General features: G+C 60.9%; 18 protein-coding genes. 12 read left to right on the top strand and 6 right to left on the bottom strand.

Annotation, left to right across the window (positions count from 1 at the left end; translation table 11 throughout):
* Window positions 1-292 precede the first annotated feature (292 nt).
* The 3 genes from VSR72_RS00340 (at window position 293) to VSR72_RS00330 (ending at window position 3,841) form a co-directional block, all read left to right on the top strand.
* Entirely contained in the window at window positions 293-1,450 is a 1,158-nt protein-coding gene (locus tag VSR72_RS00340; protein ID WP_342950423.1) for an LssY C-terminal domain-containing protein, read from the top strand.
* Window positions 1,447-2,700: an LssY C-terminal domain-containing protein gene (locus VSR72_RS00335; RefSeq protein WP_342950422.1), complete on the top strand. Its 1,254-nt coding sequence runs from the start codon at window positions 1,447-1,449 to the stop codon at window positions 2,698-2,700. The genes VSR72_RS00340 and VSR72_RS00335 overlap by 4 nt, the downstream gene beginning before the upstream one ends.
* A gap of 97 nt (window positions 2,701-2,797) precedes the next feature.
* A complete protein-coding gene (locus tag VSR72_RS00330; RefSeq protein ID WP_342950975.1) occupies window positions 2,798-3,841 on the top strand; it encodes a hypothetical protein in 1,044 nt (347 codons plus the stop codon).
* Window positions 3,842-3,911: 70 nt separating this feature from the next.
* On the opposite strand, the gene VSR72_RS00325 is transcribed toward VSR72_RS00330, so the two are convergent.
* The 3 genes from VSR72_RS00325 to VSR72_RS00315 form a co-directional block, all read right to left on the bottom strand.
* Window positions 3,912-4,259 (bottom strand): DUF1488 domain-containing protein, encoded by a 348-nt coding sequence (locus VSR72_RS00325; RefSeq protein ID WP_342950974.1) that lies wholly within the window; start codon window positions 4,257-4,259, stop codon window positions 3,912-3,914.
* A 586-nt stretch (window positions 4,260-4,845) separates the two neighbouring features.
* Window positions 4,846-6,312: an amidohydrolase family protein gene (locus VSR72_RS00320; protein ID WP_342950421.1), complete on the bottom strand. Its 1,467-nt coding sequence runs from the start codon at window positions 6,310-6,312 to the stop codon at window positions 4,846-4,848.
* Window positions 6,313-7,235: 923 nt separating this feature from the next.
* Window positions 7,236-7,919 carry an AraC family transcriptional regulator gene (locus VSR72_RS00315; RefSeq protein WP_342950420.1) on the bottom strand — a complete coding sequence of 228 codons (684 nt, stop codon included), beginning with the start codon at window positions 7,917-7,919 and terminating at the stop codon, window positions 7,236-7,238.
* Window positions 7,920-8,002: 83 nt separating this feature from the next.
* On the opposite strand from VSR72_RS00315, the gene VSR72_RS00310 reads away from it, so the two are divergent.
* Window positions 8,003-8,536, top strand: a complete 534-nt coding sequence (locus VSR72_RS00310) for a hypothetical protein (RefSeq protein ID WP_342950419.1) — start codon at window positions 8,003-8,005, stop codon at window positions 8,534-8,536.
* Here VSR72_RS00310 and VSR72_RS00305 read toward each other — a convergent pair.
* A complete protein-coding gene (locus VSR72_RS00305) occupies window positions 8,519-9,421 on the bottom strand; it encodes a LysR family transcriptional regulator (protein ID WP_342950418.1) in 903 nt (300 codons plus the stop codon). The genes VSR72_RS00310 and VSR72_RS00305 overlap by 18 nt on opposite strands.
* Window positions 9,422-9,632: 211 nt before the next feature.
* Here VSR72_RS00305 and VSR72_RS00300 point away from each other — a divergent pair, with 211 nt between their 5' ends.
* The 5 genes from VSR72_RS00300 to VSR72_RS00280 all read left to right on the top strand — a co-directional run bounded on the left by VSR72_RS00300 (window position 9,633) and on the right by VSR72_RS00280 (window position 12,861).
* Window positions 9,633-9,803 carry a hypothetical protein gene (locus VSR72_RS00300; protein ID WP_342950417.1) on the top strand — a complete coding sequence of 57 codons (171 nt, stop codon included), beginning with the start codon at window positions 9,633-9,635 and terminating at the stop codon, window positions 9,801-9,803.
* Window positions 9,804-9,816: 13 nt separating this feature from the next.
* Window positions 9,817-10,599, top strand: coding sequence for a carboxymuconolactone decarboxylase family protein (locus VSR72_RS00295; RefSeq protein ID WP_342950416.1), 783 nt, complete (start codon window positions 9,817-9,819; stop codon window positions 10,597-10,599).
* A 29-nt stretch (window positions 10,600-10,628) separates the two neighbouring features.
* On the top strand, window positions 10,629-11,366 hold the full coding sequence (locus tag VSR72_RS00290; protein ID WP_342950415.1) for an SDR family oxidoreductase: 738 nt from the start codon (window positions 10,629-10,631) through the stop codon (window positions 11,364-11,366).
* Window positions 11,367-11,431: 65 nt separating this feature from the next.
* Entirely contained in the window at window positions 11,432-11,659 is a 228-nt protein-coding gene (locus VSR72_RS00285) for a tautomerase family protein (RefSeq protein ID WP_342950414.1), read from the top strand.
* Window positions 11,660-11,670: 11 nt separating this feature from the next.
* On the top strand, window positions 11,671-12,861 hold the full coding sequence (locus VSR72_RS00280; RefSeq protein WP_342950413.1) for an arabinose transporter: 1,191 nt from the start codon (window positions 11,671-11,673) through the stop codon (window positions 12,859-12,861).
* 30 nt (window positions 12,862-12,891) lie between these two features.
* Here the strand turns inward: VSR72_RS00280 and VSR72_RS00275 are convergent, their stop codons facing one another.
* Complete coding sequence (locus tag VSR72_RS00275) at window positions 12,892-13,803, bottom strand: LysR substrate-binding domain-containing protein (RefSeq protein WP_342950412.1); 912 nt, start codon at window positions 13,801-13,803, stop codon at window positions 12,892-12,894.
* Between the two features lie 165 nt (window positions 13,804-13,968).
* Here VSR72_RS00275 and speB point away from each other — a divergent pair, with 165 nt between their 5' ends.
* Window positions 13,969-14,937: an agmatinase gene (speB, locus tag VSR72_RS00270; protein ID WP_342950411.1), complete on the top strand. Its 969-nt coding sequence runs from the start codon at window positions 13,969-13,971 to the stop codon at window positions 14,935-14,937.
* A gap of 53 nt (window positions 14,938-14,990) precedes the next feature.
* Window positions 14,991-16,079 (top strand): polyamine ABC transporter substrate-binding protein, encoded by a 1,089-nt coding sequence (locus tag VSR72_RS00265; RefSeq protein ID WP_342950973.1) that lies wholly within the window; start codon window positions 14,991-14,993, stop codon window positions 16,077-16,079.
* 16 nt (window positions 16,080-16,095) lie between these two features.
* Here the strand turns inward: VSR72_RS00265 and VSR72_RS00260 are convergent, their stop codons facing one another.
* Entirely contained in the window at window positions 16,096-16,986 is an 891-nt protein-coding gene (locus VSR72_RS00260; RefSeq protein ID WP_342950410.1) for a LysR substrate-binding domain-containing protein, read from the bottom strand.
* A gap of 101 nt (window positions 16,987-17,087) precedes the next feature.
* Between VSR72_RS00260 and VSR72_RS00255 the strand changes: the two genes are divergently transcribed.
* Window positions 17,088-17,678, top strand: a complete 591-nt coding sequence (locus tag VSR72_RS00255) for a LysE family transporter (RefSeq protein WP_342950409.1) — start codon at window positions 17,088-17,090, stop codon at window positions 17,676-17,678.
* Window positions 17,679-17,695: the final 17 nt, after the last annotated feature.

Below are 17,695 nucleotides of genomic sequence, written 5' to 3'. Positions count from 1 at the left end.
GCCGCTGACCTACACTCTGTAGAACCAAGGTCTGATCGTCCTTGAGTGCACGCGTGACAACATACAACTCCCGGTTTTGAATTCGACCTGGCTGCCCAGCGTCTGAATCCAGATGACAGGACTGACCCAGTGGTCGAACGTGGATTGAGCAGCGATCGTTATGCGCCCTTTCCTCTTCCCGTTGCTTGCCGCCGCGGTCGCGACAATCGCATTGGCAGGTTGCGCCCGGTCTTCGCCAAACACATCCGAACCAGGTTATGGAAGCCGCGCCGCCACTCGCACCGAGCGTGGCATGCTGGTTAAAGCGGCTACGCTTTCCGCAGAAGAAAGCCAGTCAATCTATGGTGTTGCGCTCGCATCGAAGGGCGTCCAACCGGTCTGGATCGAGGTGCATAACGGCGACGACCGCAGCTATTTTCTGCTTTCACCGGGACTCGACCCAAACTTCTTCCCGCCGTCCGAAGTCGCCGAGACATTTGCCGGCGCAGAGTCGCAGCGCGCGCTCGCGACGCTGGACCTCCGCTTTAGCGAGCTCGCGTTTCACAACCCAGTGTTACCCGGACAAACGACCTCCGGCTTCGTGTTGACCCACCTCGACGAAGGCGTGAAGTTCGTGCAGGTCGACCTGGTCGCGAGCCGGCGCGCCAGGACGTTTTCTCTTTTCACGATGGTCCCGGGATTCCAGGCCGACTACAAAACGAGCCGGGTATTCTCGTTCGACATCTATCCGCGCGAAGAAATCGTCAACTACACCGATGACGAGGCGTTCAGGGCGGCGCTTGAAGCGCTGCCCTGTTGCGCGACCAACGAGGACGGCACGAAGAATGGCGATCCGCTCAATCTCGTGATTGTGGGGGGCCTCGACGACGCGTTCCCTGCACTCGTGCGCCGTGGGTGGACGCCCACTGAGCAAAAGTGGTCCGGCGCCATCATGAAAATGGTGAGTTCCTTCCTTGCCGGAAAGCCCTACGTCAACGCACCGGTAAGCGACCTTTACCTGTTTGGACGTCCGCAGGATCTTGCGTTGCAGAAAGCACGCGATACGATCCATGAACGCAATCATCTGAGGTTGTGGTTAAGCCGCATGCGATACCACGACAAGCCCGTGTGGATCGGTCAGATCAGCCGTGACATCGGAATACGGTTCACGATTCACACGCCAACGTTCACCACCCACAAGATCGATCCGGACGTGGACGAGGCACGCGCTGCACTCACAGAGGACATGGCATATTCCGAAAATCTTGTGAAGATCGGTGCAGTAAAAGCAAGTGACGCCGCGCCACAAGACACGCCCAGAGAAAACCTGACGGGAGACCCCTATTACACCGACGGATTTCGCGTGGTGCTGGTATTCGACCAGCTTCCGACCTCGCTATCGGGGATAACCTTCTTCCAGTGGGGCACAGGCAACGATAGCCACGGGGCCATCCCGGGAGCGGATCGATGACGGCGCTTTGGCATTCCCATCCCACGTGGCGACGCGCGTCGATCTGGGCCAGCCTGTTGCTCGCCCTTGCGAGCTGTACGACCTGGCACGAGCCGGCAAACGTCGACGATGGACTGCTGCGCGAGCGTGCAGTCCCGGCGACGAGTCGTGGGGTGCAGGTGCGTGCCGCTGTGCTCGGAAAGGATGACAGCACGCGAATGCTCGGCGCCGACCTCGCTGCCATCGACGTGCAGCCGGTCTGGATCGAAGTCAGCAACGGAACCTCGCAAACGTTGTGGCTCCTGCGAACGGGAACCGACCCGCGCTACTTTTCACCGCTTGAGGTCGCGTGGTCGCTGCATTCATTTTTCGGCGGCGAGAGAAACAAACGCATCGACGAATACTTCACCAGGCTCAGCTTCAAGAACCCGATACCGCCAGGCCAGACCCAGGCAGGCATGCTCTTCACCAATCCGGATCGCGGAACGAAGGTGTGCAACATCGACCTGTTTGCAAACAGGACGCTCATTCCTTTCTCGCTGTTCCTGGCGGTTCCGGATGATCTCGGAGATCCCCGCTTCGCGGAGACACGATATCGCTACCCTGATTCTGCGGTGACGGACTACAGCGATCCGGGTTCGCTAAGGGACGCCCTTGAACGGATGCCATGCTGCGCGACCGATGCGGGTGGTATGACGCAGGGCGATCCGCTGAATGCTGTGTTCGTCGGCAGGCTTGACGACCTGGCTGCAGCATTGGTCCGGCGGGACTTCCACGGCTACAAGCGCGCGGACGACTTGAATCAGCGGTTTGATGGCCGCGTACCCGATGTCGTGCTGCGCAAGGAGGCGGCGGGCGAAGCACCGGCTACGTGGCTTCGGATATGGCTTGCACCCGTACGTTTTCAAACCCAGCCCGTCTTTCTGGTGCAGGTCGGGCGTCCCGTCGGCGGTCGGTTCATTTCGCGCGAAGAAGCGGATTTCATCTTGCAGGAGGATGTTGATGAGGCCAGAAACCACTTCGTTCAGGACATGGTGTATTCGGGTGGTCTTGAGAAGCTCGGCTTCGTGCATGGCGTCGAGCCGGCGCCACGAACGCACCCGCGCACGACACTGGACGGCGCGACCTACCATACCGATGGTTTGCGTGCCGTTCTGTTTTTTGCCACGCGCCCGTTGAGCCTGTCCGACGTTGAATTCCTGGACTGGGTACCGTATCTGCAGCCGCATGAATCGGCTGATGAGGAGGCGGGAGGGAATGAGCACAAGTGACCGCATCGCTGACGTCTGGGTTGGTCGACCCCGCGGGAATCTCGACTTCTCCCGTGCTTTAAGGCGTGCCTGCACCCTCATTGAAGCGCTTGCGCTGATGCTCGCATTCAGCGCCTGTGCAACGAAGCCGCTCATCCCCTTTTCCACCGACACGCCTCCACTTGTACTCGTTCCGGCCTCGCAGGCCGGCGTGCTTGACCAGCGAGCGCGATTCCGGGAGATCTACTGTGCCGTACTGGACGCACACGGCCGCGCGTTGCCTGACTACAGACCGTGCGACGACGCCCTGACACGTGTGGGCCCCGAAGCGGCCGGCACTGGCAAGCCTGTTGATCTGGGTCCTTCGAGGCAACGACTGGTCGCGGCGATCGTGGCGGGTGTTGGATACGAGTGCTTCGAATCCTGGCTGAATCCGGCTGGCACCGTAGCTTCACACTTGCGTGAGTTCGGCTATGACGCGATGCTGCTCCCGGTCGATGCGCTCTCGAGTTCCACGCACAACGCGCGCCAGATACGCGATGAGGTCATGGCCATGCCCGCGGAACCGGGCGCTCCGCGCCTGGTATTGATCGGTTACTCGAAGGGCGCGCCCGACATTCTGGAAGCGCTGACCGAGTATCCGGAGATACGTTCGCGGGTGGTGGCAATGGTCAGCGCGGCCGGCGCAGTGGGTGGCTCGCCTCTGGCGAACGACGCCGACCAGTCCCAGGCAGAATGGCTGCAATACTTTCCGGGCGCGACGTGCACCGAAGGCGATGGTGGCGCGGTAGAAAGCCTGCGGCCCGCGACGCGCAGGGCATGGCTCGCACAGCACCCGCTTGCGCCCGGCCCGCGGTACTACTCAATCGTCACGTTTCCGCAACCCGAGCGCATCTCATCCATTCTCAAGGGAAGCTATGACAAATTGGCGCGCATCGATGCCCGCAACGACAGCCAGGTGATCTTCTACGATCAGGTGGTGCCCGGAAGCACGTTGCTCGGTTACGTGAACGCAGACCATTGGGCCATTGCCGTGCCTGTTGCTCGGACACACTCCACCATCGGTTCGATCTTCGTGACTGAGAATGCTTACCCGCGTGAAGCGTTAGCCGAGGCAATCCTGCGTTTTGTCGAGGAGGACCTGACGTCCTCCCGGCACTGAACGCCATGTCCGTCAATCGGGCTTGCCAAAAAAGCAAATTGCCGCTGCAGGGTGCGATCTGCGGCGTTGCCTACGATGCCGGACGGTAGCGATGGTTTGGCAGGGAGCACAACGGGTCTTCCAGAATCACGGGCATGTCGGCAGTCGGTTGACATCGGAAGTCCCGGGAAAACAGCAGGCAGCGTCGTTCCTTAAGCCTGTGCGGAAGAATTGCGGCCGCGACCGACTCGATCTCCGCTCGATGCAATTCGAACGCTGCAAGCAGATACGAACGGTGTGTGCGCGTGGCTCCGAAATGATCTTCCAGCGCTTCGGGCGAGATTTCGCAAATTACGGGTGTCCCATCGACCATCGCGACAAAGGTGACCGTACCTGTGTGGGTGTATCCCGCAGACGTATGAGGAAACTGGACGATCATCACTGATCTTCCCTGGCGCGACACATGGCGGCCATCTGTCCGGTCCAGGCACTGTTATGTTTCGTATTTCGGCTGGAGAGGCCAACAGAGCGCAGTTTTGTGGCGCGATTCGTGGGTGTACAAGGCCGCCGCATTACGCGGTTTGGCGGCGGAAGCGAGCAGGCATGCCTCGAGATTTCCGGCAGAAAGTCGCATCGGCCATGAATAAAGATAGCAGGGACCTTCGGCAATTTCACGTCAATCGTTGAGATTCACCGATGACGGGCTTGCTCATAGTCCGAAGCACTTCAGAAACGGGAAAATCCATTGCGATGATCATAAGACGTAAGTCAGATTTGACGCGGGGTCCGTACATGGCATGACGGCGCTGATATATCCACGCACACGGCACGTCGAGCCGGCTTCGGCACGCGGGCTGAGCGATTTAACCAAATCGTTGCATCGACCGGTTGAATCCGCCGCCACTTTCGGCCATTCGGCTGCACGCAGACGCCGACATTCAGGTGGCCGTTCTACAGCGGTTTCCCGCCATAAGGAAAGCGGATCGCATCGACATCGAGCCGGGTTGAGTCGCGTGTCAAGCCGCTTACGCGCCGAGCGTATTCTTGTAGATCTTGCCGTCCTTCATGATGACGCGCAGGTTCTTCGCTGGATCGGCAATGAGCGCGAGGTTTTGGGTGGGATCGCCGTCGACGAGCAGCAGGTCGGCATACGCCCCCTCCTGAACGACACCAAGCTTCGCCGGATACGGGTTGCGTGGACCCGAAAGCGCGAGCAACTGGCCATTTTGTGCAGTGGCCATCTGCAATGCTTCCGTTGCGGTGTGCCAGCGCAGCAGATGAGTCAGCATCGTGCCCTGGCGCGTGGCGAGCACGGGAGAAAACAGCAGGTCCGAGCCGAATCCCGTTTTGATGCCGTGCTTTTTCGCGAGCGTATAGGCGTTGTTCGTGCCCGCAAAGACCATTTTTATTTTATCGAGGCTCGGACCCGTCAACGGTACGAAGTCCTCTGCACTGACGAACGGCTGAATGCTGAGCCACGTCCCGTTCTTCGCCATCAGGCTCGCCGTCGCGTCGTCCATCAAATGACCGTGTTCGATGCATTGAACGCCTGCCGCCATGGCACGCTGGATTGCCGCCGGCGGGAATGCGTGCACCATCACGTAGCTGCCCCAGTCTTGCGTGACTTCCACGGCCGCACGCACCTGGGCTTCGGTGAAAGTGAGCATGTCGAGCGGGCTGCGCGGCGTGGAAACGCCGCCGCTGCTCATGAGCTTGATCTGCGAGGCGCCCTGCATAAACTGCTCGCGCACGCGCTTGCGGACTTCGTCGGCGCTGTCGGCGATGATGCTGCCGCCCGATTGCTCGGACGCGCTCACCCGGCCGGTGGTGCGAGGCACGTCGGTGAGTGGGCGGAAATCGCCGTGACCGCCGGTGGTGGTAATCATCGCGCCTGAAGGGTAAATGCGCGGCCCCGAAATGAGGCCTCCGTCGATAGCCTGCTTCAGCGCGAAGGCCGGCCCGCCTGCATCGCGCACCGTAGTGAAGCCGCGCATCAAGGTGCGCTCGGCTTCGGCGCTCGCGGCGATATGGATGAGGCCGATGTCGGCGGTCAGCAAGGTCGGCAGTGGCACCGCGGCGATCATCGTATGCCAGTGCATGTCGATGAGGCCCGGCATCAGCACTCGCGCGCCGCAGTCGATCACCTGCGAACCCTCGGGCACGGTGGGCCGGTTTTGCGAGAGCGTATGAACGCGATTGCCGTCGACGAGCAGATAAAGGCCATCGCGCAACTTGCCGGAGGTGCCGTCGAAAAGGCGGAAATTCGTGAAGAGAATGGGCTGCGCGGGACTCGATGGCACAGGCGCTGTCTGCGCGCTGGCGAGCCTGGGCAGGATCTGCATCAGCAGAGAGGCGGCCATGCCGACGACGAAGCCGCGCCGTGAAAGTCCTGCGCTGATCCGGTTGTTCGCAAACACGACGTCCGATTGAGGACAAAAGCAGGTGTACGAACGGCCACTGCTATCTCTATCGCCCGGTTTGCGCGAGAACATGGCTTTTCTCCAGACAGTTTCGACTGCTCTGCTTTGGGAGGCCAGTCTATAGCAATCGACGAATAGGCGCGGTCCAAAACGTCAGCCAGTTGTCCCGAGTGACCGCTGTACCTCGGAACTCGACACCCGAGCTGCAATCGGCTGACCGGCTGACCGGCTGAGATGGGTCGAACAGAGCGCTACCCCGGAAATCTGCGAAGAGACTTTCTGATTGCCTACCGAAATAAGCCGCCCACGAAGGACTAGCTTGCGGGCATTCTTGATAGCGTTTTTCACCCCCAATCCCGATACCCTACATCGGACAACCGAGCAGCAGCAGGCCGAGCACACAAAGGGCTGCGCCAAGAAGGATCGAGGCCAGGATAGCAAGGGGAAGCGGAACCATGTTTATTATTCGAATGCATACATAGCTCGATGGTATGCGCATTGGCTTCGCCCGACTGTCAGCAATTGTCAGAACCGCCATGCCAAGGCGTCGTGCCAGCGCCGAAGATCGTACGGTTGCGTACACAACAAATGCTGTGGCTATCCAGATCGCTTTCCGCACCAAACGCTGAGCATCCGCGCGATGTAGCGGCTCTTTCAGGATCTTCGCGGATTTCCGTGGAGGCCGCTTGCGCGCAGGCTGTAGCCGGTCGCGAAGCGCCTCTCGCTCGCCACCGTTCCATTCGCCGGCGCATACGACGGCTTCCGACGTGGCGTGTAACGTGAAGCTCCCATCGCAACAACTGGAACGCTCGACAATGGCACCGCTGCATGCGCCATACGGGAGGTGTGCCGGCGCATCCGGGGTCCGAAGTCAGCATCGGAAAGATCAAGGCGCTTCAGTCGCGCGACACGCGCCGCTTTTCGGATGCGTACGATTATCCGTAGCGGTGAAGACTCGATCCGCTAACCTGCTGGAGTGACGGATTCGCCTCTGGTCAATCCTGATTGATTGAATGTGAAGCGGAAGCGCGCAGATCCGTGGGCGAATGGCGTCCGATGCGGCGCATGGCGTGCGCGAGTGCAGCGCCACTTCCGAAGCCCACACGAAACGCCACTTCACCGATCGGCAGATCCGTTTCCACCAGCAACCGGCAGGCGTTCCTGTAACGCGCGCGTTGCTGGAACTCGCCGATTGATAGCCCGGTGTGGTCGCGAAAAAGCCGCGTAATGTGACGGCGCGAGATTCTGAAGCGCGCTGCGAGCGCGTCAAGCGGGATCTCCCGATCGGCGTGCGCAGTGATGAAGTTTTCCAGGTCCGCGACCAGTGCCATGCCGTGTTCGCCGGGAGAGTTGGCCGACGCCGTACTCCCTGCGATGACCTCTCCAATGCACTGCATCAGCAGGGCCGACGACAATGCCTGTCGCGTCGCCGCAAGCCCATAGCCCGCACCTTCGTTGCGCAGCGAGAGGTCCTGCAACGATCGGATCGCCGTCGACATGTGTACCAGCACGGGCTTACGCGTGCGTCGGCGGAATTCCTCGAGCGAACCAACAGCGCTATCGAGCTTACGCAGCGCCTCGTCGGTGACATAGAGCGCGATATGCGCGTTAGGCGCGCACGCGGCTTGCGTCTGATGGGCACGCCCGGCGGGAATGACCGCGAAGCGCTCCTGCGACAACCAGACTCCCGCGCGATGGTCTTCATGGTGAATCTCGACAGCGCCATGGCGTCGCGGTACTCGGCATCGAGGGCGTCGCTTTTATGCTGCGCAAACATTTCGACGACCACCTTGACTTGCTAAAAGGCGGCCTGCGCTCCGCTCCGTCGCGCCATCAATCCCTGCGCGCGAGCTTTGACTGGAGCTATGCCTTGCTCGACGTCAGTGCCCGCGCACTGCTCCGCAATCTCGCACTCTTTGCCAGCTCATTCACATTTGAAGCGCTTTGCGCGGTAGGTGCAGAGCCGCACGCGCCAGACGCAGGCGTGATTGCCGCACTGGGTGAATTGGTGGCCAAGTCGTTGCTCACGGTGGATTATCGAGGTGCGATCGCAATATACCGTCTTGGCGAATCGACCCGTGCCTACGCGTTGGAAAGGTTGCGCGAAGACGGGGCGTTGCGGCATGTTGCGGCTCGGCATCTCCGCTATGTGCATCACTCATCGAACATCACTTATCGCTCGCGCCGTCGCACGCACCACTCACTCTCGCACATGCACGGCGCACCAAGCCGGGTTCGATGTGGATTGCGAAAAGAACATTTAGGATTCCAAGGCGAATTAGCGCTTCGGCGGTGAATACCGTAAGGCATCCACCAGCAGTGCGAATGCAGGCGTCGGCTGACGTCGGCTCGGATAGTAGAGGTGGTAGCCCGAAAACGGCTCACACCAGTCTTCCAGAACGCGAACCAACCTACCGTCGGCCAGGTACGGCTCCATCTGCCCTTCAGTCAGATAGGCAAGCCCACGCCCTTCGAGTGCGGCGTGCAAAATGAGACTGCTGCTGTTGAACACAAGTTGACCGTCCACCCTTACATTGAGTTTTCGCCCGCGTTTCTCGAACTCCCAGGCGTACAGCCCGCCGTGACTGGAGAGGCGAAGATTGATGCAACTGTGACCAGTAAGCTCCTGCGGCATCCGGGGAGGCTTGCGCTTCTTGAAATAGTCGGGTGACCCGGCTACAGCCATGCGCATCGGTGGTCCAATCCGCACTGCAATCATGTCTTTTGCAATGGTTTCCCCCGGTCGCACGCCGGCATCGAAGCGGTCCCTCACGATGTCGGTCAGACCATAGTCAATCAGCACCTCGACCTTGATGTCGGGATACTCGTCGACCAGTTTTGCAATTGCTGGCCATAGCACCGCTTCGGCCGCGTATTCAGTGGCGGTCAACCGGATTACGCCAGAGGGCTTCTCGCGCAGTTCGCTCAATACCATGAGCTCGCGCTGGATTTCTTCGATTCGCGGACCTACAGACGCCATCAGGCGCTCACCTGCTTCGGTCGGCACGACGCTACGTGTTGTGCGTGTGAGCAGCCGAAGGCCTAGCTGTGCTTCAAGCGCACGAACCGTCTGACTCAATGCCGACTGGGAAACACCGAGGCGTTTCCCAGCCCGTGTGAAGTTTCTCTCCTGTGCAACGACCATGAAGGCCGCCAGGTCATTCAGGTTTTCGCCGGCCATTAAGAAGCTCCGCTTATAGGTCCAATCTGATTCTAGCACCTAGTTTCTGATTAACGCCTCGCGTACATTGAATGGGCGGACTGGTTTCCGCGACGCGCACCGGACGTATTGCGGATAGGCGAGCGTTCGCAACCGCTTCGTCATCGACTTGACGCGTCCGCAATGCGGGGCTGCCGGCTTGACTCGGGCAGCCAACCATCAAGAGGTAATCATGAAACACGTACTCGCAGCGGCTGCTACTGCTGCCGGCATTGCGTCGACTGCAGCTGTCGCTGACAGCATTGAAATTCGCCATAGCGTCGAAGGGTCATGTCGCGTTGACTTACGTGGTGGCAAGAACGTGGACTGGCTCGAGCCCGTGTCCGACGAGCAATATCGATAAGGAAGGAAACGGCATGAACGCTACGACACCTACAGCTATCGCTCTCGCACTTTCTCTTGGCGCAGGTGCCGTTCAGGCCGAAGTCGGGGCGCAACGAGGCACGCTTTCGGAAGCAGACATCCAGGCCGTGTCACCCGCGCTCGACCGATATGCCACGGCGAAACTTGCCAACGACCTGTGGAAGCGGCCCGGTCTGTCGCCTCGTGACCGCAGCATCGTCACGGTCGCAGCGGTGATTGCACGCAATCAGTTTGTTTTGATGGCCGAGCAGTTCGCGCTTGCACTCGATAACGGCGTCAAGCCCCGCGAACTGTCGGAAATCATCACGCACCTGGCGTTCTATGCTGGCTGGGGTAACGCGATTGCCGCAACTGCCATCGCCAGGGACCTCTTCGCGGCTCGCGGCATCACTCAGGACCAGCTTCCCCAGGCTTCAGTCGAGCTGCTTGCGCTAGACGAGAAAGCCGAAGCGGACCGAGCAGCGCGCGTATCGAGCAGTGCCGGACCTGCCTCCCCGGGTCTGGTACGCGACACGACCGACGTTCTGTTCAGGGATTTGTGGCTTCGGCCAGGGCTCGCGCCGCGAGACCGCAGTCTCGTGACCGTCAGCGCGCTGATTGCCAATGGTCAGGTTCAGCAGATTCCGTTTCACCTGAACAAGGCAATGGATAACGGCCTGACACGTGATCAGGCGTCCGAGGTCGTGAACCAGCTCGCGTACTACGCTGGCTGGCCAAACGCTTTCTCAGCTGTTCCCGTCGTCCGCTCGGTCTTCGAAGAGCGCGCGTCGCAATAACAGTCGACTACCCCCCAAGGAATCCAATCATGTCATCAGGTATCCAAAACAAAGTCGTTGTCATCACCGGAGCCAGCAGTGGCCTGGGGGCGGAAACTGCCCGCCACCTCGCGAAGGCAGGCGCTCATGTCGTGCTCGGCGCGCGACGCATCGAGCGCCTCGAATCGCTGGCACGCGAGCTTCACCTCGACCCGCAGGCCATCCAGAGAACAGACGTGACCGACCGTAGCCAGGTGAAGTCACTCGTTGACCGCGCCGTAACACTGCACGGCCGCGTCGATGTGCTGCTGAACAACGCAGGCCTGATGCCGAGTTCGATGCTCGACAAGCTGAAAGTCGAAGAGTGGGACCGCATGATTGACGTCAACATCAAGGGTGTTCTGTATGGCATTGCGGCCGTGCTGCCGCACATGCAGAAGCAGATGTCCGGTCAGATCATCAACGTTTCTTCTGTTGCCGGTCACAAGGTCGGTCCTGGCGGCTCGGTCTACGCGGGTACCAAATGGGCAGTGCGAGCGATCTCGGAAGGACTGCGTCAGGAAGTGAAGCCCTGGAACATCCGCACAACCATCGTGTCGCCGGGCGCTGTTGCGACTGAACTCATCAGCACGATTACTGACAGCGATATCGCGGCTGGCATGGCGAAGACCTATGAAAAGGCCATTGCGCCCAGCTCGTTTGCACGCGTGGTGGAGTTCGCTATCAGCCAGCCCGAAGACGTCGACATCAACGAAGTGCTCTTCAGGCCGACGAGCCAGGCCTATTGATAGCGTCGAAGCGCGGCCTTCCCCGGGCCGACTCGACCCGTGTTCAACCGATGGAGATTCAAGCGATGCCACATGTGATCGTCAAGGCGTGGCCCGGAAAGACCGCAGAGCAGAAGCAAAAACTGGCAGATGCGATTACACGTGAAGTGATGTCGATCCTCGGGTATGGACAGGAATCGGTATCCGTCGCGTTCGAGGAGATTGAGGCAAACCGGTGGAAGGACACGGTATATGTGCCTGACATTCAGGGGCGACCTGACATCCTGATCAAAAAACCCGGTTACAGGATGTAGGGCGTATTGCAATGTCAGTTATCGTTTCCACAAAGGCGAGGAAGGCTTCCGTATTGCCGACGCTGATGCCAATCATGGCCGCCGTACTCGTCGGCTTCGTAATCATCGGCATCGCGCTCCCCGTCCTGCCCTTGCACGTCCATAACGACCTCGGGTTCGATACCTTCGTAGTTGGACTCGTTGCGGGAGCACAGTTCGCTGCGTCACTCGTTTCGCGCATTTTTGCAGGTTCCTACGCCGACCGTCATGGGGCGAAGCAGGGCGTCGTAACGGGACTGATTGGCGCCGTAGTGGCCGGATTGCTCTATTGGCTGTCACTCGCGTTCGTGAAGCTGCCCGTCCTCTCGGTACTCATCCTGCTGGTTGGGCGCGCTGTTCTTGGCGGAGCCGAGAGTTTCATCATCACAGGAGCTGTTGCGTGGGGACTCGGGCTTGTCGACACGGAACACGCAGGCAAGGTAATCGCCTGGGTCGGCACGGCGATGTTCGCATCGATGGCGCTGGGTGGTCCCGTTGGCACCGTCCTTTATCGTTCAGTGGGCTTTGTCGCAATCGTGCTGATCACCACGCTGCTGCCGCTAGCCGTTCTGCTGTACCTCATCCGGCTGCCGTCAGTCGCTCCGCAGGCGCATGGAGAACATTCGTCGCTGAAGACAGTCATGAGCGCGGTATGGCTGCCAGGCATTGGCGCCGCGCTCGCGAGTATCGGCTACTGCGCAATCCTCGCATTCAGTTCGCTTTTCTACACGGACATGCACTGGCATCCGGTGTGGATGGCATTCACCGTGTTTGGACTCGCGCTGATGCTCGCGCGGACGATTGCAGGTCATCTGCCCGACCGGTTCGGTGGTGCGAAGGTCGCGCTGGTGTTCGTGGTCATCCAGGCAGCGGGTCTGATTTTAATGGGGCTTGCCAGAACGTCGTCAATTGCGTCCGCAGGGGCGGCGCTTGCGGGCTTTGGCTATTCGCTCGTCTATCCAGGACTGGGCGTGGAGGCGGTAAGCGCAACGACACCGAAGAACCGGGGGCTGGCGATGGGCATCTATACGGCTTTCCTCGATGTGGCGATGGCCGTCGGCAGTCCGGCGTTAGGCTGGGTTGGTGGGCACATCGGTCTTGGGGCAATATTTCTCGTCGGCGCGGTGGTTGTTGCGTGCACCGCCGGAGTGGCAGGCCGGCTGCTTTACAAAAAATTGCCGTAGCGCGCACGCTCCCATGTTGACCGTTGAAGATCACTGGCGTCTCTGTGAGGCAGTCCGTCGACAATTCTGCGCAGTGCGTGTGATCCACTCATGCACGGCATCGACCGCAGCGGAGCGTGCGGGTTGCGCAGAGCGCATGAGCCAGAGTGGCGGGAGCTCGACTTTCGGCACCTGCGGCAATACTTTTACGCGACCGGCGCGCAACGCTTCGTGCGCGAACAGCTCCGACACCATCGCAATGCCTGCCTCCTGCTCCGCAGCCGCAACGAGAAAGCGTGGATCGTCGATCGTCATCGCGCGGCGCGTGCGCAAACCTGCGCGCCGCAGATCGGCAAGCCACGGGGCCCAGTCTGGAGACGCCTCGTGAACCAGCAACGGCGCTTGCGTGAGCACGTCCGGAAACGGCGCTTTCGACAGCCGCCGCGCGGTCAGCGGGCCGCAGATCGCCACCGCCTGCTCACAAATCAACGGCTCGCAAATCACCTCTGGTGAGCGAAGCTGTTTGGTCGACACGACCAGGTCCACATCCACGCGATCGATCTCCGTGACCTCTTCGGCGGTCAGGAGCCATAGCTCGATGTCCGGCAGCGCCGCCGAGAACGCCTTCATACGCGGCATCAACCAGCCCGCAACGAACTGCGGCGGACAGAACACGATGGCCGAATCGGGATTGCCATACGGCTCGATGCGGTCGCGGCCGTCCGCAAGCGTCGTGAGCGCCACGGTAACCGTCTGCGCGTAGAGCGTGCCCGCCGCCGTCAATGCGACGCCGCGCCCGATACGACGAAAGAGCGCCTGGCCAGTCCATTCCTCGAGTTGCTGGATCTGATGGCTGATCGCGGACTGCGTCAGCGCCAGCTCCTGCGCGGCGCGCGTGAAACTGCCAAGGCGCGCCGCTGCGTCGAAAGCGAGCAGCGCCTGTAACGGGGGAAGTCTACGCATCGTTCAGAGCATGCAAGGTATTAGCAATTTCGATACTTCCAGCAAGATTCTTCGCTATTCACCGGTTTATTTGCCCGCAATCATAGCCCCATCGTCCCTCCCGACCATGGACGCATGAAAAATATTTGTATGGCGGCATTCTCCCAATCAACCGGAACGACCCTGATGACCTCGATCGAATCACCCTCCCCGGCCTCCAGCGCGACGGCCGAAGGCGAACGCGCAGCCCCGACCTATGCCGGCGTGCTGTCGTTCATGCGCCGGCCTTACACGCGCGATCTCACCGGCGTCGACGTTGCCGTTTCCGGCGTGCCGCTCGATCTCGCCACCACGTTCCGCTCAGGTGCACGCTTTGGTCCGGCCGGAATGCGTGCCGCCTCCGTGCAACTGGCCGAACTCGGCGCTTACCCGTGGGGCGTCAATCCGTTCGATCACCTGAATGTGGTCGACTACGGCGACTGCTGGTTCGACGCACACAATCCGCTCGGCATCCGCGACGCGATCGTCGCGCATGCGCGCGAAATCCTTGCGGCCAACGCACAGATGCTGACGTTAGGAGGCGATCACTACATCACCTGGCCGCTCTTGATCGCGCACGCCGAAAAATACGGCAAGCCGTTGAGCCTGATTCATTTCGACGCGCATTGCGACACGTGGCCCGACGACAACCGCGATTCGCTGAACCACGGCTCGATGTTCTACAAGGCGATCCGCGAAGGGCTGATCGACCCCGCACGCTCTGTCCAGATCGGCATCCGCACCTGGAACGACGACTTCATGGGTGTGCGCATTCTCGACGCACAGTGGGTGCATCGCCACGGCACGCAGGCAGTGGTCGACGAAGTGCTGTCGATCGTCGGCAACTCGCCCGCCTATCTAACGTTCGATATCGACTGCCTCGATCCCGCCTTCGCGCCGGGTACCGGCACGCCCGTCGCGGGAGGGCTGAGTTCGGCGCAGGCACTTGCAATCGTGCGTGGGCTGGGCGACGTCAATCTGGTCGGCGCCGACGTGGTCGAAGTCGCACCAGCCTATGACCACAGTGACGTCACCGCGCTCGCGGCGGCGCATATCGCTGCCGACATTTTGTGCCTGATGCGCCACAGAAAACTCGAGCGCCACCGCTACGCCTGATCTCCTGACCGACGACACGACACGACTCTGCGGAAACCACCATGTTGAAACCTATGACGAGACCGCTTCTTGCCGCGACACTCTTCTGTGCGCTGGGCGCTGCGAAGGCCGCCGACGACCGGCAGCTCAATCTGTATAACTGGGCCGATTACATCGCTAAGGATACCGTACCGAATTTCGAAAATGAATTTGGCATCCACGTGAGATATGACGTCTACGACGGCGACGAGACGTTGCAGGCCAAGCTGCTGACCGGATCGACGGGTTATGACGTCGTTGTGCCCACATCCAACTTCCTCGCACGTCAGATCGAGGCGGGTATTTATCAGAAGCTGGACAAGTCGAAGCTGCCGAACCTCGCGAATCTCGACCGTGACTTGCTGAAGCTCGTTGCAGACGCCGACCCCGGAAATCAGTATGCGGTGCCGTGGGCATGGGGCACGACCGGACTCGGCTACAACGTGACACGCGTGCAGAAGATCCTGGGCAACGACGTGCCGCTCGACAACTGGGACATGCTGTTTAAACCTGAATACGTGAGCAAGCTGAAGACTTGCGGGGTATCGGTGCTCGATGCGCCAGCCGATGTATTCGCCGTCACGCTGCACTATCTCGGCAAGGACCCAAATAGCACGGTGCCGGCCGACTACCAGGCCGCCTACGAAACACTGAAGCGAATTCGCCCCTACATCACGCAATTCAGCGCGACGAGCTATATCAACGATCTGGCTGGCGACGACATCTGCTTTGCGCTCAGCTGGTCGGGCGATGTGTCGATGGCGAGTCATCGCGCCGCGGAGGCGAACAAGCACTTCGAGATCAAGTACTTCATACCGAAAGGCGGTGCGCCGGTGTGGTTCGACATGATGGCGATTCCGAAGGATGCACCGCACACGCAGGCAGCGCTCGAGTGGATCAACTATATCGAGCGCCCCGAAGTGCATGCAGCGATTACGAACGAGGTGTTCTATCCGAATGCCGATGCAGCGGCGCGCAAATTCGTTCGCCCGGAGATTTTGAACAACCCCACCGTGTACCCACCGCCTGACGTGCTGAAGACGCTTTTCCTCATGAAGCCGTTGCCCGCCGAAATCAAGCGCCTTGAGAGCCGGCTTTGGGCACAGTTGAAGTCGGGCGGATAAGCCGGTGTCGGACACGTCACGCAATATTCGCAAGCTGCGCGCGTCGGGCGCCTGCGTCGTTCGACATCGATTCGCGTACGTGGCGTGTGAATTCCTGTGCGGCGGGTTGAACTGTCGCGGGCAATCGCAGACAGATCGCGAACTCAGGCAGCGCGGGCAAGCCGGTGGCTTCCGGCGTAAGCGTCTCCAGGTCGGCCGGCATCGTGGAGGCGAGCACAGTTGTGACCGCGAGGCCCGCGTGCACCGTCGCAGCGGTCGCCTCGATGTTGCCGCTCTCGAACACCGTGCGCCACGCAATGCCCTCGTCCGCGAGCGCGCCGAGCACCGCCGGCCGGAAGGCACAACGCTCGCCCACCATCGACAGCGGCAACGGCCGCTTCTGCCACGCGTCGCTGCCGCGTCCATTGACCCACACCAGCGGCTCGATGCAGACCACTTCGCCTTCGGCTTCGCTCGCGAGATACTCGACCAGCGACACGTCCACGCGACCGCTATCGACCGCTTCGCTCAACTCTGGCGACGCCGCGCACACCAGCGATATGTCGACGTGTGGATGCGCCTCGGCAAATGCCTTCATGGCAGGCGCGAGCCGCGTCACGAGGTCGTATGGCACGCCCACGCGCAAGGCGCCGCGTAGCGGCTGGCCGGTCATATCGGCCCAGATTTCGTCGTTGAGGCGCAGCAGCTTGCGCGCATTCACGAGAAAGCGCTCACCCTCGCGCGAAAGCGCCAGCTTGCGCGTCTTGCGCACGAACAGAAGGCAATCCAGCACGTCTTCGAGGCGCTTCACCTGCTGGCTCACGGCGCCTTGCGTCATGTGCAGCAGATTCGCAGCGACCGTCATGCTGCCGCTATCGGCAACGGCAACAAAGGTACGGATCAGATCGAGGTCGAGATTTCGGCTCATCTATACATTAATGCGCGTAATGAATCGCATCAATATTATTACCTTTCACGATGCGTTGGCGATCCGTACAGTGCAGATCTTGCTCACCCGGATGTGCATCGATGACCACGATCCTGCCGCTTCTACTTTTTGTGACCGTCTCGACCGTGACGCCCGGCGGCGCAACCACGCTCGCCACCGCCTCGGGCGCGCGCTTCGGCTTCGTACGCTCGATTCCACTGATGCTCGGCATCGCGATGGGCCTCGCCTTGCTCGCTGCGGTCGCCGCGCTTGGGCTTGGCGCTCTGCTGCTCGCGCTGCCGTCGCTGCAAACAGCGGTAAAAGCGTTCGGCTCCGCGTATCTGCTGTGGCTCGCGTGGCGCATCGCCCGCAGCGAGCCGCCTGGCGCAGGTAACGGCCCCGCTCGCCCGGTTACGCTCGTCAACGGCTTCCTGCTGCTCTGGCTCAATCCGAAAAGCTGGGCGATGACGGTCGGCGCGGCGGCGTCGTTCGCGCTGCTCGCGAGCAGTCCGAACCGGCTCGCGATGCTGCTCGGCACCGCGTTTGGCGTTGCGGCGTGTGCGTCGCTCGCGCTTTGGTGCGCGCTCGGCGTACTGCTCGCGCGGCTCCTTCGAACGCCGCGCCACTGGCGCATGCTCAATCTTGCGATGGGCGCGCTGCTCGCCGCATCCCTCTTGCTGACCTGGAGATAAGCATGTCGCCTCATCCG

This window comes from Paraburkholderia sp. JHI869, assembly GCF_038900775.1.
Lineage (GTDB): Bacteria > Pseudomonadota > Gammaproteobacteria > Burkholderiales > Burkholderiaceae > Paraburkholderia.
This window is presented reverse-complemented; position numbering and strand designations above follow the sequence as displayed.